Origin of the sequence: Chryseobacterium lathyri (assembly GCF_019970085.1) — a bacterium.
GTDB lineage: Bacteria > Bacteroidota > Bacteroidia > Flavobacteriales > Weeksellaceae > Chryseobacterium > Chryseobacterium lathyri.
This window is the reverse complement of sequence record NZ_JAHXYG010000005.1, coordinates 178,037-198,275: the sequence shown is the minus strand read 5'-3', so window position 1 is coordinate 198,275 and position 20,239 is coordinate 178,037. Positions and strand designations below refer to the sequence as shown.

The window sequence follows — 20,239 nt, the reverse complement described above, 5'->3', positions numbered from 1 at the left end:
GTGAGGTAAAAAAGAAATAGTATGTCCGCACAAAGTCAGATAGATTATAACAGAATTGCCAAAGCGATAGAATATATCCAGAGCAATTTCAGGCTTCAGCCAAGTTTGGAGGAAGTGGCAGAGAATATTCACTTGAGTCCGGCTCATTTCCAGAAGATATTTACAGAATGGGCAGGAACAAGTCCTAAGAAATTTTTACAGTTCATCAGTCTTGAACATGCTAAAAGTTTACTGAAGGAAGAGAAGGCGACTTTATTTGATACCGCTTACGAGACGGGACTTTCCAGCACAAGCAGGCTTCATGACCTGTTTGTGAATATAGAAGGAATGTCTCCGGCGGAATATAAAAACGGCGGAAAAAGCCTGAACATCAATTACAGTTTTTCCAAAAGTCCTTTTGGATATGTAATGGCAGCATCTACGGAAAAAGGGATCTGCTATATGGCTTTTGAAGACGATAAAGAAACAGCATTGGGGAATTTATATGCTAAATTTCCCAATGCTTCTTTTTTTGAAAAACAGGATGCCCTGCAGAAAAATGCCCTCTCCATATTTGATAAAGACTGGACGAAGCTGAACACGATTAAACTTCATCTAAAAGGAACAGATTTTCAGCTTAAAGTATGGGAAAGTCTTCTTTCTATTCCAATGGGGAAACTTTCCACCTATGGAAATCTTGCTGAGAAAATAGGAAACCCGAATGCCTCAAGAGCTGTTGGAACAGCGATTGGCAGCAACCCTGTAGCTTTTCTTATTCCATGTCACCGTGTGATCCAGTCTACCGGAAATATTGGAGGTTACCGATGGGGTAGCGGAAGAAAGCAACTGATCGTGGGGTGGGAAAGCTCGCAGGTTTACGCTGGAGATTAGATTCCGTGTTGCCTTAATCTGATTTAAGTTTTGGCTAAAGCCAGATTGATGTTTTTATTTATAAAACGGACTAAAGTCCGTTCCTATTGATATAAATACTGCAAATCATATATTTAAAATATTATTACAGAATAAAAATCTTAGTTTTTTTCAAAAACTTAAGTGCAATTTATTCAATGTTTTAATAATAGCTTAAAAACTAAAGTGTTAAAAAAAATTACGACTTTTATGGTTAAAGAATTAATTAAAAGTTACTAGTCCATTATACTTTTTACAAATCAAAATCATGAACAGCCTGTTTGAAGAAATATCAGAATATCCTTTGAATATTCTTCCGCGTGACGGAACCGTCCATTATTATGGAAAAGTTTTTAGTAAGGAAAAATCAGATTTTTTCTATGAATATCTGCTGAGTCAGATCCCCTGGGAAAATGACGAGGCAATGATCTTCGGTAAATTAATTTTGACAAAAAGGAAAGTAGCATGGTTTGGCGAGAGAGCTTTTGAATATACCTATTCAAAACGGACAAAATTGGCGAAATTCTGGACTCCGGAACTGTTAGAATTGAAGAAAAAATGTGAAGAGGTTTCAGGCGAGACTTATAATTCCTGTCTTCTTAATTTATATCACGACGGAAGTGAGGGAATGGCTTATCACAGCGATGGCGAAACCGATCTTAAGAAACACGGTGCTATTGCTTCTCTGACTTTTGGGGCGGAAAGAAAGTTTTTATTTAAGCATAAAACAACCAAAGAGAAAGTAGAAATATTTCTTGAAAACGGAAGCCTTCTGATCATGAAAGGAACAACTCAGGAAAACTGGCTGCACAGACTGCCGCCGACCACCAAAGTGAAAACGCCACGGGTGAATCTTACGTTCAGAACGATTGAGGAATAAAAAAAGATGATAGTTTCGGGAGCCTCAGCCACCATCTTTTTGTACAGAAATTATTAACGTCTGTTGACTGAGGTTCTTGAAGTCAGCCGGTCCATAATAAAAAAATCCGGTCGCTGAGGTTTCCCAAACGACCGGATTTTTATGTTTTCTGATATATATCTATACTTGGCTGGTGACTGAGGTTCTCGAAGCTACCATTTCTTTCTATTTCAATACTTCAGCTTCAATAGAGCTGTCATTATACACCTTGATGAAGGCTTTTGTATAGTCGTCTTTCGTTGCAAAATTTGGATTCTCCATAAATTTCTGAGGGTTGATTGCAAAAAGCGGCCACCAGGTGCTGCTGATCTGGATCTGGATCTTGTGTCCTTTTTTGAAAGTATGCATCACATCCTGCAGCCTGAAATTCACTGCAGTTTTCTGGTTGGGAACCAATGCTTCTCCCTTTTCTCTTGAATTTCTGAATCTGGCAGGCATGATCTCGCTTCTTACCATTTGATGGTAGTTTGGATAAATCACACCGTCTTTCTTCTCTGCAGGTTTAAAATCTTCAGGGTAAACATCAATCAGCTTTACTGCAAAATCTGCATCTGTAGAAGTGGAAGCAATATTCAGTTTAGCCATAATCTCTCCCGCAAAACTGATGTCTTCCGTTAAAACATCTGTTGTAAACGTTAAAACATCAGGTCTTCCCACTGCAAATCTCTGATCTTCAGACATATAATTTTTAGGAGTAAATCCATTGAAATCTTTCAGGTTATCAGAACTTAAAACCGGATTGTTCGGGTCGCTGTAATATTCTGAAAACCCTTGGCCTGCTGCATTTTTTAAAGTGCCGCCTGCCAGGTAGAAATTAACTTTCTGGGCATTTTTTGGGGGATAAGAGGCAAATTCTCTCCATTCTTTAGAACCTGTATCATACATCAGGGCTTCCGGAAGTCCGGCATCTTCTTTCGTGTTTCCTTTTAAATAATGATTAAAAAACTTAGTTTCAATATTTTTTTGGTAATACGTTGCAATGCTGTCTCCGAAATAGATCTGGTTGTGGAAATGTTTTCCCTGCTCCTGAGCCCATGCTCCGTGAGAGAAAGGTCCCATGACAATGGTATTTTTGGCTTTCGGACTTGTTTTTTCTATGGTTTTGTAAATATTCAGAGGTCCTGAAAGGTCTTCGGCATCAAACCACCCTCCAACCGTCATTACGGCATGGTTTACATTTTTCAAATGGGGAAGCAGGCTTCTTTTCTGCCAGAATTCATCATAGTTGGGATGGTTCATGATTTCGGTCATGAAGAAATTGTTCTGATAATATTTTTCATAGCCATCTTTCAAAGTACCCATGTCTCGGTAAAACTTCAGACCGTCTTCCGAAGTTTGCTTTACAAAAGTATCCATATACCAGGCCTTGTTTTCAGGCTTTGTTTTCTGAACTCCAAAAACAGGGAATGTTCTGAAATAGCCCAGCATGAATCTGCCGTTGTGAAGAAAATCATCATTCCAGAAGTCCGAAATAGGAGCCTGGGGAGATGAAGCTACCAAAGCCGGGTGCTGTGCCAGTATGCCTGCCGCTGTATAAAATCCCGGATATGAAGTTCCGTATTGTCCTGCCTTACCGTTATTGTCTTTGATATTCTTTAAAAGCCATTCTATGGTATCATAAGTATCCGTGCTTTCGTCCACATCTTTTTTGGTTTTACGGTCCACCTGAGGGGTCATATTGGTAAAAGCACCTTCACTCATGTATCTTCCGCGGACATCCTGGAAGACAAAAATATACTTATCCTTCATCAGGAACTGGTTAGGCCCCAGTTTGGTTCTGTATTCATTTTCTCCGTAAGGAGCAATGCTGTAGCAGGTTCTCTGCATCAGGAAAGGATATTTGTTCTTATTTGAAATATCTTTCGGAATATATACCGCTGTGAAAAGCTTTACTCCGTCACGCATTGGGATATAGAATTCCTTTTTGGTGAAATTATCTTTTACGAAAGTATCCTTCTGGTCTGTACTCTGTGCAATTCCAAGGATAAAAAAGAAAATAAATAAAATTGAAATATGGATCTTCATAAATAAAATTTACCGCTAATTTGGAAATAAAATGGCTTTAATATACCTTATAGACACAATCTTTCAATGGAAAATAGAAGGAAATAAAAAACTATAAAGCTCTCAAAGTATAAACACCTGCCGGATCTGTGGGGAATTATAAAAAAAAACATCCCCATTTGGGGATGTTTCGTAAATATTTATTGAAGATTAACTATTTGAAAAATTAAGCTTTTAAATATCTTGAATAAGCATAACCTTCCTGACCGTCATCAGTTTTCACTTTCCACCAGTCATCAGAAGTCTGCTCAATCAAAGTTACCGATGATCCTTTTGCAACTTTTCCTACTACAGCAGCCTCAGTAGAAGGCTCCTGTCTGATGTTCAGATTAGAATCTTCCGTAGCTACCGTTAAAGAAGCTCCTGAAGTTAATCCTGCTACCTGTACATCAATATTGATATCTGAAGCCGAATAAGTAGAATCAATGGTTCCTAAAGCATTCCATACTGCATCTTTCGCTGCTGTGCTGGAAGCGTTTCCAGTAACATAAAGAATACCATCCTGCTCCTGAACCTGAAGGTTAGAAATTCCTGCAGACTGAGCTGCTGAAACAACACTTGAATATTTATCTTGTAATGTGCTCATCTTAAAATTATTTTACCACTAGGTTATTGTTATACTTTCCGATTTTCAAAGCATCTACAGATTCTTTGATTTTTCTTGCCTGAGGGCCTGAAACATTTCCTGTAAGCGTAAGTTGTCCGTTTACAACCTCTACTTTTACAGATGGGAAATCTTTAACAGCATCCTGAACTTTTTTCTGAACCGCCGGATCTACAGCAGATGCTGTTTCCACTGGTGCAGCTGTAACCGGAGCAGCTACAGTAGACATATCCATCACTTCTTTTACACCATTAATTGCTTTTAATTTTGCAATCATAGCATCTTTAGACTGCTGATCTTCGAAAGTTCCGCTTAAATGAGCTACTCCTTCTTTTACTTCTACAGAAGCATTGGGATTAGAAGTTACCACAGTTGTAGCCTGAGTCTGAAGATCGGCATCTGAAATTTTCTTTTTGCAAGACACCGCTCCAAAAGATATAGCTACAGCTAATGCAGCCATTGCGATAGTTTTTTTCATAGTTGTATATTTATTAATGTTGTTAATACAATCAAATGTAATAATAAAATTTGTACCAAAATAATAAAAGCTTAATAAATGTTTCTTAATTTTTTTACAATATTTTCGGAATCAGTGATTTAATTTTAATGTATTATAAACTTAACCCAATCTTAACCGAATTCAGACAAAATCTTGTACCAATTGAAAAACTATTATATTTGTGGGAATTGAACTATTTATATGAAAGGACAGAATAAACTTTTTATTGCCATTATCATTGCGCTTATCCTGGGAGTAGGAATCGGAGGTCTGGTACACGTACAGTATCCTGAAAGTGCCGAACCGTTTTCCAAAAACATCAAACTGTTGGGAACCATTTTTATCAGGCTCGTACAGATGATTATTGCACCGTTGGTTTTTACTACGCTCGTCGTTGGAATTGCCAAAATGAGTGATATCAAAATGATCGGGAGGGTAGGGACAAAAGCCATGCTGTGGTTTATCAGTGCTTCCTTGGTTTCTCTTTTTATAGGACTGGTATTGGTCAACTGGCTGGAGCCGGGACATGTAACCAAACTGCCTATCCAGGATGCAGCTGCCGCAGAAGATCTTTTAAAAAGCAGTAAAGGGTTTTCCTTGGAAGACTTCGTAAAGCATATGATCCCTAAAAGTTTATTTGAAGCTTTTGCTACCAATGAGGTGCTTCAGATTGTTGTCTTTTCCATTATGTTTGGGGTAGCCCTTGCTAATTTAGGGGAAGAGTATTCAAAGCCGGTAGTTAAACTTTTTGATATTATTGCCCATGCTATTCTTAAAATGGTAGGCTATATCATGTGGTTTGCACCACTTGGAGTTTTGGGAGCTATTGCTGCCGTAGTGGCAATGAACGGGTTTGAAATATTCAAAGTTTATGCAATTTACCTGAGAGACTTTTTCTTTGCATTGGGTGTACTTTGGCTTGTTCTTCTATTGGTAGGCTATCTGATCTTAGGCAACCGTCTTTTCGAACTCCTTAAAAGAATAAAAGCCCCGTTACTGATTGCTTTTTCAACAACAAGTTCAGAAGCCGTATTTCCAAAACTGGTGGAAGAGCTTGAAAGATTTGGATGTAACAATAGAGTTGTATCTTTCATCCTGCCTTTAGGATATTCATTCAACCTTGACGGAAGTATGATGTATATGACGTTCGCCTCCATTTTCATTGCCCAGATCTATGGTATTGAAATGGAAATTGGGCAGCAGATCACAATGCTTTTAGTTCTGATGCTTACGTCGAAAGGAATTGCCGGAGTTCCGAGAGCTTCTTTGGTGATTATCGTGGCAACATGTTCTATGTTCGGAATTCCGCCGGAAGGTATCGCTTTGATCCTGCCGATCGACCATTTCTGTGATATGGGAAGAAGTATGACAAATGTATTAGGAAATGCATTGGCCACTTCCGCTGTTTCCAAATGGGAAGGACAGCTTGAAAATACACCTCAGGAAGTTTAATCGCACATGACAAAACAATATATAGAGAATCATAGACAATATTTCCTTACAAAAGGCCTTACCGTAATCAATTCGGTCTTTTCTGATGATGAGATTGAAAAGATCGCAAAGAGCATTCGAAATGCTGATAAATCGAGAGAGAATTTCAGAAAATCCGATGACCTTTTTGCTGTAAGACAGTTCCTGAAAGAAATTCCGGAGGTTAAAGATCTGATATTTAACGATACCATTAAAACCATTGTAAGAAAACTTTTCGGAGAAAAGTATTTTGCTGTAAAAAGCATTTATTTTGACAAACCGGAAACCTCAAACTGGTATGTGGCGTATCATCAGGATCTGACAATTTCAGTAGATAAAAAGCTGGAAATGGAGGGCTTCGGACCTTGGACCACTAAAAAAGATCAGTTTGCTGTACAGCCGCCTCTGTCGTTTCTTGAGAACATATGTACCATCAGGATCCATCTGGATGATACGGATGAATATAACGGAGCATTGAAAGTTATTCCGGGATCTCACACCAAAGGAATCTACAGACCGGAAACGATAGACTGGAGTGAGGAAACGGAAAGATTCTGTGATGTACAGAAGGGTGGGGTCATGATTATGAAACCTCTTACGCTTCACGGTTCCAACAGAACTACCGATGGCAGGAGAAGAAGAGTGATCCACATAGAATTTTCTGATATGGAGCTGCCACAGGGACTAAAATGGTCTGAAAAATTAAATTAAAATCAGCTATAAAATGGTATCAGACGAACATCAATTTCCGGCCATTGATTCAAAAACTTCTAAAGGCTTGACTTTGGCTATTAAAGTTTTTTTTTCAATATTCGCCATATTGACACCGCTGATGATGATTTTAATGGTATGGTTTACCTTAGCTTCAAACAGCATTAAGTTTGAAATAAAAATTTTAATTGTTGTATTAGCGATATTAGTTATTGGTTTATTTGTATGGCTTTTGATGGTACAAATAAGAGAAAAATCAACCACCAAAATAATTCGGGTAACGGTTGACAAAACAGGAATTCATCATTATAGTAATCAGGGCTTAGTAAAATCAATACAGTATAGTCAACTGATGCCAAATCCTGAAAACGGAGAATATGACATTTTTATATATCTTGACCAGAGCGATACTGATATGGATTTGTGTTTTTATGTATTCGATGATGCAGTAAATAAAGTGGTAAGGAAAGCATTATTCATAGAAGGAGATATTGTAATTATTAATGGAAACTCATTAAAAAAACATTTCCTAAAAGGAATTAGTCTGTTCAGACCTGATTTGAAAATTGCGCCCGGTGTCCTGGATTTATATAATCTAAAGAAAAACTTATAGACACCTATAAAAAATGCACTTCAATTTCGAAGTGCATTTTTTTTGATTAGTAAAGATAGAATTAATAAAATTGAAATTCAGCCATCTTAGATTGCTGTTTTCCAGCTTCTTTACCATTATTTAACAGAAATCTCATCAATAAAAATATAAGACTCACCGCCAGCTCCCTGATGCCATTCCGGAAGCTTTCCGTAGTAGTACGCTTTTACCTTGATGTATCGGGCTTCCGTCGGAAGAATTTCTGTTCCGAAATCCCTGATCTGTACTTTTTCATCTTTAGGATCTATGGTAGTATCTAAAGTTTTCAGAAGAACAAAGTCTTTCCCGTTCATGGAAGCATAGTATTCCACTTTTTTAGGCATCAGGATCCAGGCTTTGCTGTCCTGAAGATAAGTGGATGATAATTTAGTAATCTGTTGTGGAGATTTTAAATCGATCACTGCTTCAAAATCCTGTCCCTGATAGCCGTGCCATTCACCCTTTCTCCAGTTCACATCACCGTTGATGCCGTCGATAAGAGCCAGTTTTCCATTGGCGGTATATTGTGGATTAACTTTTGAATTGATAGTAATATCCCAATAATTGGGTCTTCTGTTGAAATTGGCTACAGTAACAGAGCTTTTTTCTCCATTTCTTTCCGAATAGGCAAGAACCTGAGTGGTTTTGCTGATGGTGAAAGGTCCTTTATAGGCTGTGAAGGTTTTTCTTACGTTAGCATCGCTTTCGCTTAGGGTCATATAATAGACTTTATCAGCAGGGTTCAGTGGAGTAATCTGTACTTTTGCGGAAAAATCAAAGATTCTGTCGGAGGCAATAACCGGTGCCGGAGTCAGCTGTGTATATTTAAAATCTTTTGACGGCTTGCTGTTTTCAAAACCTAATTTCTGCAGTTCGGATTTGCTGGTGTTCTTGCTGATCACTTTTGTACTGCCGTCTTCCAGATGAATTTTAACCTCATCAAAATAAGGTGTAGTTGTCTGCCATTCGGGCAATCCCGGCGTTACAGAATAAATTCCCATTGAGCTTAAGATATACCAGGCGCTCATCTGACCACAGTCTTCATTTCCGATAAGCCCGTCCGGCGTATTTTTATAAAAATGATCAAGGATATATTTAATCTTCGCATCCGTCTTTTCCGGTTTCCCCACATAGTTGTATAAATAAGCAATGTGGTGGCTTGGTTCATTCCCCTGAGCATACTGCCCCATCAATCCTGTGATGTCTGCCTGCTCTCTTCCCGTTGTTTTATCCGGTGCCGCAAAAATAGCATCAATGAACTGTTCAAATTTTTCCTTTCCGCCATGAGCTGCGATCAGTCCCGGAATATCCTGTTGTACCGAATAGGAATAATGCCATGAATTTCCCTCCGTGTAATTATTGTTGACTTCCGCCGGATCAAAAGGTTCATACCAGTTTCCGTTCTTTCTCGGCTGCATAAAACCGTTGTTCGGATTGTAAAGATTTTTCCAGCTCTGGGAACGCTTCATGAAATACTGATAATCTTCTTTTTTGCCTAAAATCTTAGCCATTTGTGCAATACACCAGTCGTCGTAGGCGTATTCTACCGTTTTTGAAACACTCTCGTGTTCATCATCAATACTGATGTAATTATTCTGTTTATAAGCATTTAAGCCAAAAATATCCAGCATGGCAGAATTTTTAGACGCTTCGAATGCTTGTTCATAATCAAATCCCTGAATGCCTTTCGCCATTGCATCTGCAATTACAGAAACAGAATGGTAACCAATCATGCATTCCGTTTCATTGGAAGCCAGTTCCCAAACCGGAAGTTTTCCGCCCTGCTCATACTGCTTGATAAAAGTATTGATGAAATCGGCTGTTCTCTTTCTGTCGATCAGTGTCATCAGCGGATGAGCAGCTCTGAAAGTATCCCAAAGCGAGAATACAGAATAATAATCAAAGCCTGCTGTTGTATATAGCTTATTGTCTCTGCCTCTGTATTTTCCATCCACATCCATATTGATATTCGGTTGGGTAAAAACATGGTAAAGAGCTGTATAAAAGACAGAAAGTTTATCCTTATCATCAGATTTTACTTCAATTTTTGACAGTTCCTTATTCCAATCAGTTTCGGCCTGTTTTTTTACAGTTTCAAAATCATTGGATTTTCCTTCTGCCATCATATTTTTTTCCGTTCCTTCATAACCTGTGGGGGAAACAGCCACTTTTACGCTGATCTTTTCTCCTTTTTTAACATCTCCCGAAAATGCCAGAGCCAGTTTTGTTCCTGTGAAAAGCTTGTCTTCCTGCTTTCCGTTAACCTCTTTCTTTGAGATTTTCATTGGTTTTGAAAATTCAATTCTGGCGTAGATATACTGATTGGTTGCCCAGGCTTCACTTCTTCTGAAAACTTCTATAGTTTTGTCATCAATAATCTTTACTTCACCTTCAAGCAGTTTATCCCTGTGGTTGAGGTCCAGAATAATATTAGCCTTACCTGAATTATTAAAAATATATTCATGGTAACCGACTCTTTTGGTGGTGGTCAGGCGAACATCAATATTGTTTTTATCTAATTTGACGGAATAAAATCCCGCAGAAGCCTTTTCATTTTTGTGCGAAAATTTTGAAGAATAATCTTTGTAATTAAGGCTTGCATTTCCCATCGTAGGCATCAGCATAATATCTCCGTAATCCGAAACCCCTGTTCCGTTGAGATGCGTATGCGAAAAACCATAGATCACAGAATCTGAATAATGATAACCGCTGCATCCGTCCCAGCTCCCGTCTATCCTTGTATCCGGAGAAAGCTGAACCATTCCGAACGGAACAACGGCTCCGGGAAAGGTGTGGCCATGACCTCCGGTTCCTACAAAAGGATTTACATGCTGCGAATAATTCTGGGAATAGATAATCTGGGCAATACATAGTGAGAAAACTGCCAGGCTTTTTTTCATATCATAATTTTATATCAACGAATATATTAAAAACATTAGATCGGAATGTAATAAAAGAAGGCCGGAATTGTGAGAAGCAGGAATAAAACCTGTGCATATTTCGCAGGATTAAGTTTTGGCTAAAGCCGGATGAATGGTAATAATATATTGGTTAGTGGGCTAAAGCCCATCCTTTTTGAATTTATATGGATTGCTTACACCTTTTAATCTTAAGACCTAAACTTCTCCTTCAAAAAGATCATCTAAATAATTTTGTTGATCAACTTCCGTTCGGTCTGTCCCCAAAAATTTTTTCCAGGCTCTGGACTCATGATATACAATGCCCATTTCCCAAACACAATATGTGGGAAGATGAATTTTATTCCTGTCCCAGACTTCAAATTTTCCTGAGCCATCATAATAAACGCTTTCCCATAGTTCGTTTTCGCTCCTCCATGTGCAGACCAATAACAGGTAATGCTCACCGCATCTGTGCATAATGACAAAACCCAGGTCATCTTTATTCTGGAAATTTTCCTCCGCATTTTCGATGCAGGTTTTTGCATTGATAATATCCTGAGCAGAAACTGCAGACGGATCTTCAGCAAGGTCATACCATTTGAATCTTGTCTTTCCTGGCACAAAAACACCTTTGGGAGATGCATATTTAGAAGGATAGCTGTTGGTATTCATAGGTTATTTTTATGGTAATAAATTATATTGTAAGAGTGAGGATAATAGAATTTTTGTAATCTTATTTATCACATCGGGTTATAGATTTTATTGATTCTAAATTGTCGAAAAAATACGTAAATTTGTGAACAATTTATATTTAGTATGTTGACGAAAGAAAAGGTTCAAGATTTCCTTAAAGAGATAGAAGTAGACGATTTGGTGAATAACTTTCAAATCATGGGTAATGATGTTTATATTGACATGACTGCCCATTCACCGGCAATGCACGAAAAGAAAAAGCTGGAGGCAGCTATGAAGCAGGCTTTTGCCAGTGAGTTTGGAGAAGATATTAATCTGAAATTAAAAATTGTTTCTCCGGAGCCCAGCGAGATTCAGCAGAGCCAGATTAAAGGTAAGCAGATTGCAGGAATTCAGAATATTATAGCTATTGCTTCCGGAAAAGGAGGTGTAGGAAAATCTACAGTGGCTGCAAATATGGCAGTTACTTTAGCTAAAATGGGTTTCAAAGTAGGATTACTGGATGCTGATATCTATGGACCGTCTGTTCCTACGATGTTCGATACGGAAGGTGAAAAGCCGATCTCTGTAGAAGTTAACGGTAAAAGTATGATGAAGCCTGTAGAAAATTACGGGGTGAAAATGCTGTCTATAGGATATTTCTCAGGAGCCAATCAGGCTGTAGTTTGGAGAGGCCCTATGGCTTCCAAAGCTTTGAATCAGATGATCAGAGACGCAGCATGGGGTGAACTTGACTTTTTATTGATTGACCTTCCTCCGGGAACGGGGGATATTCACTTATCCATCATCCAGGAAGTACCTGTAACCGGTGCTGTAATTGTGAGTACCCCTCAGCATGTAGCATTGGCAGACGTAAGAAAGGGGATCGCAATGTTCCAGATGGAAAGTATTAACATTCCGGTTCTTGGATTAATCGAAAATATGGCGTATTTTACGCCGGCAGAACTTCCTGATAACAAGTATTACATCTTTGGACAACAGGGAGCTCAGTATCTTGCTGAAGATCTGGGGATTCCGGTATTGGGAGAGATTCCATTGATCCAGAGTATCAGAGAAGCGGGAGATGTCGGAAGACCGGCTGCGCTTCAGGAAGGATCTAAAATTGCAGAGATCTATACCGAAACGGCAAGAAATATGGTGGAAAGTCTTGTGGAAAGAAATAAAAACCTTCCGCCTACAGAAGCTGTAAAGATTACCACTATGGCAGGATGCTCGCCGAAAGCTAAAAAATAATGATTTTCAATTAAGTTTGAAAAAACCGAATTGAACTAAAGAAATATGGAAACAAATATAACACACGAAGATACAGTAACGAGAGTAATGGAAGCTCTGGAAAGCATCAGACCGTTCCTGAATAAGGATGGAGGCGATATCGAGCTTATTGACGTGAAGGATAACCAGGTTTTTGTAAAACTTTTGGGTAACTGTTCCGGGTGTTCGCTGAATTTTTCAACCCTGAAACTGGGCGTAGAAAATACCATTAAGCAACATGCCCCGGAAATTGAAAAAGTAATCAATGTAGAGTAAAAAATTACACGAAATATTTTTTTAAGACAGGTTTTTTCAGCCTGTCTTTTTTTGTGCTCCCATTTCCTGATACTATTTTTAAGGGTTATGTTTGATGAGCATTTTAACGTTCCACGATTTACACTTATAGCTGTCTTTTATACTGATTTTTATTGGCTTTATTTATTTTTTTTAATTATATTTGTTAAAAACGCATCTTATGTTTGAATTTCTGCAAAACTTAGAGCCACTGCAACAGGGGTTCTGGTATACAGCCATAGCAGCTAGCCTTATCTTTCTAATTCAAACGGTTCTTACTTTTGTCGGAGGCGGCCACGGAGATACAATTCATGCTGATTTTAGCGGCGACAGCCATGCTGACAGTCCTTTTCAGTTATTTTCTTTCAGAAACCTGATCAATTTCCTTTTAGGATTTGGATGGAGTGGTGTAGCATTCTATGGTTCAATAGGCAACAAGTCACTGTTGATTTTTGTTGCAGTGCTTGTAGGAGCCGGATTTATATTTCTGTTCTTTATTCTTATCATGCAGATCCTTAAACTTACGGAAGACAATACGTTCAAGATGGAAAACCTGATTGGAAGGGCAGGAGAAGTTTATCTTACCATTCCTGCAGATATGAGCGGAAAAGGCAAGATCACCATTTCTGTGAACGGAACCAGCCACGAACTTCCTGCAATGACGGAAGCAAAAGAAAATATTCCGTCCGGTGACTCTGTGAGAGTCACTTACATCTATGACAAGATTCTTGTCGTTTCAAAAATTTAATTATTATCAACCATTTTATAAAAACTATTTATGGCAATACCAGGAAGTCTTATTTTAACATTAGTTATTGTACTTGTACTATTCGTCACATTTTTGGCCCTTATCTCTAGGTACAAAAGATGTCCTTCGGATAAAATTTTGGTTATTTACGGTAAAACAGGCGGTACCTCAGCAAAATGTATCCATGGAGGTGGTGCTTTTGTTTGGCCCGTTATTCAGGATTTTGCTTACCTTGATCTGAAACCCATTTCTATAGAGGCCAATCTTACCAATGCCCTGTCCAGACAGAATATCCGTGTAGATGTACCATGTAGATTCACCATCGCCATTTCTACAGAACCGGATTCTATGGGAAATGCAGCAGAAAGATTATTGGGACTGGCTCAGGAACAAATCCAGGAGCTTTCCAAAGATATCCTGTTCGGGCAGCTTCGTTTGGTGATTGCTACGATGACAATTGAAGAAATCAACTCAGACAGAGATAAATTTTTAGACAATATTTCTAAAAACGTAGATACGGAATTAAAGAAAATCGGTTTAAAGCTGATCAACGTGAATGTAACGGATATCAGAGATGAGTCCGGATATATTGAAGCTTTGGGTAAAGAAGCAGCGGCAAAAGCTATTAACGAAGCTATTATCAGTGTTGCCGAGCAAACGAAGATCGGGGAAACCGGAAAAGCAATTGCCGACAGGGAAAAAGATACTCAGATTGCAGAAACCCAAAGAGACAGAGACGTAAAAATTGCCATCACGCAAAAAGATAAAGAGATCAGTATTGCAGCGGCCATAAAAGATGAATCTATCGGTAAGGCGGAAGCGGAAAAAGAATCCAGAATTGCCACCTCACTAGCAAATTCCATTGCAGTAAAAGGGGAGAATGAAGCTAAAATTACCATAGCCAACTCTGATGCTGAAAGAAGAGAAAAAGAGGCGGAAGCATTAAGAATTGCCACTGCAGCAGAAAAAGTACAGGCCGCAAGATCTTTGGAAGAATCTTACCTTGCAGAACAGAAAGCGGAAGCCGCAAGAGCAGAAAGAGAACGTTCTACGCAACAGGCCAATATTGTAGTTCATGCAGAAATTGCAAAACAGAAAGCCATTATTGATGCGCAGGCTGAAGCTGAGAAAATCAGATTACAGGCAAAAGGGGAAGCAGATGCTATTTTTGCTAAAATGGAAGCGGAAGCAAAAGGTCTTTACGAAATCCTGACCAAGCAGGCTGAAGGTTACGATAAAATAGTACAGGCTGCAGGAGGGGATACCAACAGTGCCTTCCAGTTACTGTTAATTGAAAAACTTCCTGAATTGGTTAAAACTCAGGTGGAAGCCGTTAAGAATATTAAAATCGATAAAATTACGGTTTGGGACAGTGGAAACGGACAGGACGGAAATGGTTCTACCGCTAATTTTGTTTCAGGAATGATGAAAACAGTACCGCCGCTGAACGATCTGTTTAATATGGCTGGTCTTAATTTACCCGAATATTTAAAAGGAAAGCCAGATGAGGTACAGAAAGAAGTTGTACTGGTTCCCGAGAAGAAAGAGAAAAAGAATTTTGATGATATGAATCCGGAGCCTGAAACTCCGAAAGCGTAACATTAAGATAATGGATATACCTCGGGCGGAAAGCTTTGCTTTCCGCCCGAGGCTTTTTATTTTAAAATAACTTTTACGTGGTGATCTGCAAAAATCTGAAGTATCTTATCAAATTTAGTTTTAAATATTTTTTTGCTTCTTTGATGATTAAGCCAGGTTAATTTTGACATAGTTTTTACGCCAAATCCTCCGCAGAGGCAATCATTCAATGCCCCAAATCCACGTCCGAAATATCCGCCAATACCGTTAACTTCTTCTCCTAAAGTACAGAAGAAGCCATCTAAATTATGAAATTCATTTCCGTCGATCTGAATACTGATATTTTCTTTTACCTGGCCTATTGTCGTTGTGTGAAGGGCATAAACAAGCCAGCCCTGTAATTCTTCTTTCCTGAAACTTTTCCAGATATTCTTTTGGACAATTTCATTATTGAGCCTCATTTTCCAGGCTTTATGATAACCTGGAGGATGACACCATATTTGTCCCAATAAAGTGATATTATTTTTTTGGGACTTTACTATTCTGATATTGCTAATAAAAGTCTTGGTTACAATAGATTTTTTATCATCAAGCAAACAGATGAAACCGTTGTTTTCATAGATTTTTGCGGCATTTTCTATTGCTGATATCAGATTAGAAACGTTATCAACATTAATGAGCCGTACGGTACGGTAAATAATAGCCGCAGGGCTTTCAATATTTTTTACGTTGTCAATAAGGGCAATGATTTCCAGTTCTGTTTCACTGTCAAAGGCAAATCCAAACATATTTTTTAATTATTTCAGGGCATTAGTAAGGGAGTAAATTTACTGAATTTACAAGTCAAAAAAAAAAGCCCCGGAAATCCAGGGCCTTTCAATCAACTCAATCAGATATTCTATTTTACAATAACTCTCTTGATGTGACCTTCTGATGTTTTCACAAGGTAAACGCCTGCAGAAAGCTTTGAACTATCTATTGTTAAAGCATTTTTCTCCTTTCCAAGCATCTTTCCTGACATATCGTACAGCTCATAATCCTGTGCCCTGTTGAAATATAATGTATTTCCTTTCGTTACAGGGTTAGGAAATACATTGAATGTCGCTCTATCTGTTTTTATTTCTCCGGTTCCTAATGTTATAGGAGAAGCAACTTCGTACAGTGATAATGTTCCGCTGATTTCGTTGGCAATAATCACATAGCCTTTTCCGGTTGTTGTATTTCCTGGAGCGATGTAAGTGATGCCTTCAGGTCCATTATCACCACCGTAAGCTGAGGTAGAACGGGAATGCTTGTAATCCGTAAACGTAGGATTATTGGGATCAGTAATATTATAAACCATTACTCCTCCGGTTCTTTCTAAAGTGATAAAAGCATAAGTCTGTCCATTGATGGTGCCCAAGGCAACCCCTTCCGGTTCAGGACCTTTGGCACGGCTTCTGTTTTTAACACCGTTGCTTTCATTATCAGCATTAAAAATAAGTGGATGCTTTGCGAAAATGTATCTTTCAAAACGGTCACCGCTGTCATACACCAACTGTTTTGTATCTGCATTGAAAATAGAGAACGAACGTGCTCCCAAAGCTGAGATCTCTTCAAATTCTGAGTCTGCATCTGTATTTCCTGTCGCGCTGGAAACCCTGAATCTTCCTAAATTATGGGAAGCCCTTAGAACAGATGCCTGGGGAAACAACACAGGATCTAAAGTATAAGTATTAGCCCCAACTGTTGTTCTTTCACTGTATCCGGAAAGATCTTTTTCATCCCCTTCATTGGCTGTGACGATATAATTGGTAGTTCCTATTTTGTAATTCTGTACTGCATCAGGAATGTAGTAGGCTTTTACAGGCCAATTGGCGATCAGTACCTCACCATTATTATCCGAAGCATCAAAACCATTACCCGGAAGGCTCATATCTTTCTTACCTAATCCCCAGATTCCTGTAATTGCTTTTGTGGCTAAATTGATTTCGGCGATTGCATTATTTTCCTGTAGCGTTACCCATGCTTTCTGGCTGTCTGAACTTACCGTAACATATTCAGGTTCCAGATCCTGGGAAAGAGTATTGTTTGTTCTCACTTTTCTCAGCCCCGTTGCCATCAAAGCGGCTGTCTGGGAATCGAAACTGTTAAAATTAAGGGTTGTAACATTACTTTGCGTAAGATTTCCGATACCACCCGAGATATCAATGATGCTGATCGTTCCCTCAGGATCTGTGGTATAGGCATCATTGGGCTCACCCTCATTAGCCGTGATCACTTTTGTTCCGTCCGGAGTGAAAGTGATCATATCAGGAAGAGCACCTACAGTGACTTGTTTCAGGAAGTTTCCGTTAATATCAAAAAAGACCACGGAACCGTTCTGTTGTGGATCTGCATTCGGGGAAGCCGTTGCAATGATTCCGTTTTTAACAGCGATACTTGTGATTCCTCCATAAGGGGCCATATTCACCGTTCTAACTACAGAAAGAGCATTAGGATTAGTGAAATCAATAATATCAAAAACATCCGTGATCGAACTGATGGTAAATAATTTCTGGCTGGCCGGGTCATGAACGACAATCTCCGTAGAACTGTTGTTATTTCCTGAAGGATCAAAACTTCCGACATAGTTCAGCTGAATCTGCCCTGAAGGAACCGGTGCAGGCTTATCATTATCCACAATATAAACAGTGGCTGTATTATCTCCGGAAATAGCCGTTCCAGTTGGATTTTCAAGGCTTACCACGAAATATTCTGCCTGCTGTTCTTCCATCGTATCATCAATGATCGGGATATTGACTGTGTAACTTGCTGTAGAAGGTATAATATTGATCGTCTGATTGGCTAAAGTGAAGTCATTGCTGTCTGCCGTACTGAACGGTGCCGGCTTTACCACAAGATTGACTGTAGCTGCGGAAGGATTGATTACATTGATCTTGAACGCGAGAGTTCCTGCATTTTCATTAACCTTAATGAAGTTTTTATCCAGAGAAACCGTTGTTACCGCTGTAGCAAAGGTACTGGAAGTTATTGTTGTTACTTCATTGTCACTTATATCCTCAACCGTATTGGGTTTTAAAGCCAGGTAATAGGTCTGTCCGGGAGTAAGTGCTGTTGTCGGAATTACTGTAATCTTATTACTGTTAAAAGTTGTAGTGAAGGGAACCTGAGTGCCTGAAGCATTTCCAATACGGAACTCTACAAGGCTTTGTGCATTAGAATCGTTGATCGCGGAATTATCAGTAAGTCTTACATTTTCATTGAAAGAAATAGCTGGGTTTACCGAAATGGAAGCATTATTTGTGTTGTGAGCAGGAAAATAGGCAGTCGTTGGAAGTGTAGTATCTATTCCTCCGGTAGCGGTGCCATCTACTGTAAAATTGTCAAAACGGTTATTTCCTCCCGTTCCACCTCCTGTGGCGGAAAATTCTACTTTTAATTTAAAATTCGGATTGTTGGAAACTCCTGAAACTGAAGAAAAATCAAAAGTGATCAGTTGAGGATCGGTATCTTGAGGATTAACAGTCTGATACGGAACAAAAGTAGTTCCATCTGTCGAATAAGACCAGGTCTGAGTTCCTGCCCCCTGACCGGATCTTCTTGTTGTGAATTTTACAATAGCATTTTGATACCCTGTTGTAGGAAGATTAAACTGTAAAGCTCCCCCGATTGGATTGTTGAATCGTAAATGGGTTCCGGAAGGATCGCCGTTTCTTGTATTTAAATTGGCAATACTGAAATTTTGTCCTGTCCCACCTGCAAAATCGATTTCGCTGGTCCCGCCTGCTACAGCAGTAAGAGATCCGCTGACCAGAGTGGAAGAGGGAGTTGTAATAGATGTGGCTGAAGCATTGTTGTTGAAATTCCAGTAATGGATAAGTGTCTGTCCGAAAAGTCCGCCCTGAAGGAAGAATGCGGCAATGACAGATCCTTTTAATAGGTAATTGTGGGTCATTTTTTACTTGCATTAGATGTATGCAAAAATGAACTTTATATACGGCAAGTATTTTAATGGAGTTTTAAGAAATGTTTAATAAAAAGGTAACAGTTATTGTGAAAAGTCAAAAATGGAAAGAAAGGTATATGAAAAAAAGGCAAAATTGCAAACCAACTGATCTGCTTTCTAGGTTTCTTTTATTTTTACTGTTTACTCAGTTACCTTGCTTCCTGAAATATTCAGTGTTTTATCCGCAGAAGTTTTCCCTTCCAGAGGATGTTTCTGCATATATAAAAATCCTGAAACAGCCATCAGAACCAAAAGTATAAAAACAACAAGAACTATTCTTTTTAACATATCCCTCATATTGCTAAATTTTTAATGTCCCTAATTTCCAAAGTAGATGTAGGATAGCCTCTATGTACGGCATTGATCATTGCTCTACCTACTTCGTGTAAAGTTAATGATTTTGAAGGTAATAAAACAGGAAAAACCCAAATAAATGGTTTAAAGAACCATTTCACATTAATCTGGCCTTCAACGGGTTTCATGAATCCGGGGCGGAAATTGAAGGCGTTTCTGAAACCCATTTTTTTCAAAGCATTTTCTGTCCTGCCTTTTACCCTTGCCCACATGAGCTTTCCGCTTTCTGTACTGTCCGTAGATGCTCCTGAAACATAGTTGAAGACCATTTCCGGATTTTGGTTCAGAACTGCTTTGGCAAAATGAATCGTAGTATCGTAGGTGATTTTCGTGTAATCTTCTTCGCTCATTCCCACGCTGCTGATTCCTGCACAGAAGAAACAGGCATCATAGCCTTTAAGATTTTCATCATTCAGAGATATGGACAGGAAGTCCGGAATTAAATATTCTTTGAGTTTAGCATGTGTTTTTCCGGAAGGCTTTCTGCTTACACTTAATATTTCGGAAACATTAGGATTTTCAAGGCATTCCATTAGAACACCTTCACCTACCATACCGGTCGCACCTGTAAGAATTATTTTAATCGGATTCATTTTTTTCTGTTGATATTATGTATGACGTACTACGTTTAGTTTTACTTTAAATGT

General features: G+C 38.8%; 18 protein-coding genes. 9 read left to right on the top strand and 9 right to left on the bottom strand.

Translation table 11 applies throughout. The features are described 5' to 3' along the window. Window positions 1-21: 21 nt before the first annotated feature. Together LC418_RS16810 and LC418_RS16805 are read left to right on the top strand one after the other, a co-directional pair. Window positions 22-870, top strand: a complete 849-nt coding sequence (locus LC418_RS16810) for a bifunctional helix-turn-helix domain-containing protein/methylated-DNA--[protein]-cysteine S-methyltransferase (protein WP_223559995.1) — start codon at window positions 22-24, stop codon at window positions 868-870. Between the two features lie 286 nt (window positions 871-1,156). Further along, window positions 1,157-1,768 carry an alpha-ketoglutarate-dependent dioxygenase AlkB family protein gene (locus tag LC418_RS16805; protein ID WP_223559994.1) on the top strand — a complete coding sequence of 204 codons (612 nt, stop codon included), beginning with the start codon at window positions 1,157-1,159 and terminating at the stop codon, window positions 1,766-1,768. A gap of 204 nt (window positions 1,769-1,972) precedes the next feature. Here the strand turns inward: LC418_RS16805 and LC418_RS16800 are convergent, their stop codons facing one another. From LC418_RS16800 to LC418_RS16790, 3 genes are all read right to left on the bottom strand, one after another. Continuing rightward, on the bottom strand, window positions 1,973-3,832 hold the full coding sequence (locus LC418_RS16800) for a CocE/NonD family hydrolase (protein WP_223559993.1): 1,860 nt from the start codon (window positions 3,830-3,832) through the stop codon (window positions 1,973-1,975). A 205-nt stretch (window positions 3,833-4,037) separates the two neighbouring features. Further along, window positions 4,038-4,457 (bottom strand): SH3 domain-containing protein, encoded by a 420-nt coding sequence (locus LC418_RS16795; protein ID WP_223559992.1) that lies wholly within the window; start codon window positions 4,455-4,457, stop codon window positions 4,038-4,040. A gap of 7 nt (window positions 4,458-4,464) precedes the next feature. Further along, a complete protein-coding gene (locus tag LC418_RS16790; protein WP_111956682.1) occupies window positions 4,465-4,953 on the bottom strand; it encodes a BON domain-containing protein in 489 nt (162 codons plus the stop codon). A gap of 222 nt (window positions 4,954-5,175) precedes the next feature. Here LC418_RS16790 and LC418_RS16785 point away from each other — a divergent pair, with 222 nt between their 5' ends. From LC418_RS16785 to LC418_RS16775, 3 genes are read left to right on the top strand one after another with little or no spacing between them, the layout of a single operon-like run. Beyond that, a complete protein-coding gene (locus LC418_RS16785) occupies window positions 5,176-6,426 on the top strand; it encodes a dicarboxylate/amino acid:cation symporter (RefSeq protein ID WP_111956684.1) in 1,251 nt (416 codons plus the stop codon). A gap of 6 nt (window positions 6,427-6,432) precedes the next feature. Beyond that, on the top strand, window positions 6,433-7,155 hold the full coding sequence (locus LC418_RS16780; protein WP_223559991.1) for a phytanoyl-CoA dioxygenase family protein: 723 nt from the start codon (window positions 6,433-6,435) through the stop codon (window positions 7,153-7,155). Window positions 7,156-7,168: 13 nt separating this feature from the next. Then, window positions 7,169-7,768, top strand: coding sequence for a hypothetical protein (locus LC418_RS16775; RefSeq protein ID WP_223559990.1), 600 nt, complete (start codon window positions 7,169-7,171; stop codon window positions 7,766-7,768). Window positions 7,769-7,884: 116 nt separating this feature from the next. Here LC418_RS16775 and LC418_RS16770 read toward each other — a convergent pair whose 3' ends face one another. Together LC418_RS16770 and LC418_RS16765 are read right to left on the bottom strand one after the other, a co-directional pair. Further along, complete coding sequence (locus LC418_RS16770; protein WP_223559989.1) at window positions 7,885-10,686, bottom strand: GH92 family glycosyl hydrolase; 2,802 nt, start codon at window positions 10,684-10,686, stop codon at window positions 7,885-7,887. Between the two features lie 216 nt (window positions 10,687-10,902). Then, the gene (locus LC418_RS16765; protein WP_223559988.1) at window positions 10,903-11,358 is read right to left on the bottom strand and encodes a hypothetical protein; all 456 of its coding nucleotides are present in this window, start codon (window positions 11,356-11,358) and stop codon (window positions 10,903-10,905) included. Between the two features lie 144 nt (window positions 11,359-11,502). Here LC418_RS16765 and LC418_RS16760 point away from each other — a divergent pair, with 144 nt between their 5' ends. The 4 genes from LC418_RS16760 (at window position 11,503) to LC418_RS16745 (ending at window position 15,271) form a co-directional block, all read left to right on the top strand. Continuing rightward, the gene (locus LC418_RS16760) at window positions 11,503-12,612 is read left to right on the top strand and encodes an Mrp/NBP35 family ATP-binding protein (protein ID WP_111956694.1); all 1,110 of its coding nucleotides are present in this window, start codon (window positions 11,503-11,505) and stop codon (window positions 12,610-12,612) included. Between the two features lie 45 nt (window positions 12,613-12,657). After that, the gene (locus tag LC418_RS16755) at window positions 12,658-12,906 is read left to right on the top strand and encodes a NifU family protein (RefSeq protein ID WP_002977212.1); all 249 of its coding nucleotides are present in this window, start codon (window positions 12,658-12,660) and stop codon (window positions 12,904-12,906) included. Window positions 12,907-13,105: 199 nt separating this feature from the next. Beyond that, window positions 13,106-13,672 (top strand): NfeD family protein, encoded by a 567-nt coding sequence (locus tag LC418_RS16750; RefSeq protein WP_111956696.1) that lies wholly within the window; start codon window positions 13,106-13,108, stop codon window positions 13,670-13,672. 30 nt (window positions 13,673-13,702) lie between these two features. Further along, the gene (locus tag LC418_RS16745) at window positions 13,703-15,271 is read left to right on the top strand and encodes a flotillin family protein (protein WP_223559987.1); all 1,569 of its coding nucleotides are present in this window, start codon (window positions 13,703-13,705) and stop codon (window positions 15,269-15,271) included. Between the two features lie 56 nt (window positions 15,272-15,327). Here the strand turns inward: LC418_RS16745 and LC418_RS16740 are convergent, their stop codons facing one another. The 4 genes from LC418_RS16740 to LC418_RS16725 form a co-directional block, all read right to left on the bottom strand. After that, window positions 15,328-16,038, bottom strand: a complete 711-nt coding sequence (locus LC418_RS16740) for a barstar family protein (protein WP_223559986.1) — start codon at window positions 16,036-16,038, stop codon at window positions 15,328-15,330. 110 nt (window positions 16,039-16,148) lie between these two features. Further along, window positions 16,149-19,187: a choice-of-anchor I family protein gene (locus LC418_RS16735; RefSeq protein WP_223559985.1), complete on the bottom strand. Its 3,039-nt coding sequence runs from the start codon at window positions 19,185-19,187 to the stop codon at window positions 16,149-16,151. Between the two features lie 192 nt (window positions 19,188-19,379). After that, window positions 19,380-19,526, bottom strand: coding sequence for a hypothetical protein (locus LC418_RS16730; protein WP_223559984.1), 147 nt, complete (start codon window positions 19,524-19,526; stop codon window positions 19,380-19,382). A 5-nt stretch (window positions 19,527-19,531) separates the two neighbouring features. After that, a complete protein-coding gene (locus tag LC418_RS16725) occupies window positions 19,532-20,185 on the bottom strand; it encodes an NAD-dependent epimerase/dehydratase family protein (RefSeq protein ID WP_223559983.1) in 654 nt (217 codons plus the stop codon). Window positions 20,186-20,239 lie beyond the last annotated feature (54 nt).

Coding starts and splice junctions, on each gene's coding strand:
- LC418_RS16725 (WP_223559983.1), bottom strand. CDS start 20,185: ATGAATCCGATTAAAATAATTCTTACAGGTGCGACCGGTATGGTAGGT.
- LC418_RS16800 (WP_223559993.1), bottom strand. CDS start 3,832: ATGAAGATCCATATTTCAATTTTATTTATTTTCTTTTTTATCCTTGGA.
- LC418_RS16735 (WP_223559985.1), bottom strand. CDS start 19,187: ATGACCCACAATTACCTATTAAAAGGATCTGTCATTGCCGCATTCTTC.
- LC418_RS16765 (WP_223559988.1), bottom strand. CDS start 11,358: ATGAATACCAACAGCTATCCTTCTAAATATGCATCTCCCAAAGGTGTT.
- LC418_RS16795 (WP_223559992.1), bottom strand. CDS start 4,457: ATGAGCACATTACAAGATAAATATTCAAGTGTTGTTTCAGCAGCTCAG.
- LC418_RS16770 (WP_223559989.1), bottom strand. CDS start 10,686: ATGAAAAAAAGCCTGGCAGTTTTCTCACTATGTATTGCCCAGATTATC.
- LC418_RS16760 (WP_111956694.1), top strand. CDS start 11,503: ATGTTGACGAAAGAAAAGGTTCAAGATTTCCTTAAAGAGATAGAAGTA.
- LC418_RS16805 (WP_223559994.1), top strand. CDS start 1,157: ATGAACAGCCTGTTTGAAGAAATATCAGAATATCCTTTGAATATTCTT.
- LC418_RS16775 (WP_223559990.1), top strand. CDS start 7,169: ATGGTATCAGACGAACATCAATTTCCGGCCATTGATTCAAAAACTTCT.
- LC418_RS16740 (WP_223559986.1), bottom strand. CDS start 16,038: ATGTTTGGATTTGCCTTTGACAGTGAAACAGAACTGGAAATCATTGCC.
- LC418_RS16750 (WP_111956696.1), top strand. CDS start 13,106: ATGTTTGAATTTCTGCAAAACTTAGAGCCACTGCAACAGGGGTTCTGG.
- LC418_RS16785 (WP_111956684.1), top strand. CDS start 5,176: ATGAAAGGACAGAATAAACTTTTTATTGCCATTATCATTGCGCTTATC.
- LC418_RS16755 (WP_002977212.1), top strand. CDS start 12,658: ATGGAAACAAATATAACACACGAAGATACAGTAACGAGAGTAATGGAA.
- LC418_RS16745 (WP_223559987.1), top strand. CDS start 13,703: ATGGCAATACCAGGAAGTCTTATTTTAACATTAGTTATTGTACTTGTA.
- LC418_RS16730 (WP_223559984.1), bottom strand. CDS start 19,526: ATGTTAAAAAGAATAGTTCTTGTTGTTTTTATACTTTTGGTTCTGATG.
- LC418_RS16790 (WP_111956682.1), bottom strand. CDS start 4,953: ATGAAAAAAACTATCGCAATGGCTGCATTAGCTGTAGCTATATCTTTT.
- LC418_RS16810 (WP_223559995.1), top strand. CDS start 22: ATGTCCGCACAAAGTCAGATAGATTATAACAGAATTGCCAAAGCGATA.
- LC418_RS16780 (WP_223559991.1), top strand. CDS start 6,433: ATGACAAAACAATATATAGAGAATCATAGACAATATTTCCTTACAAAA.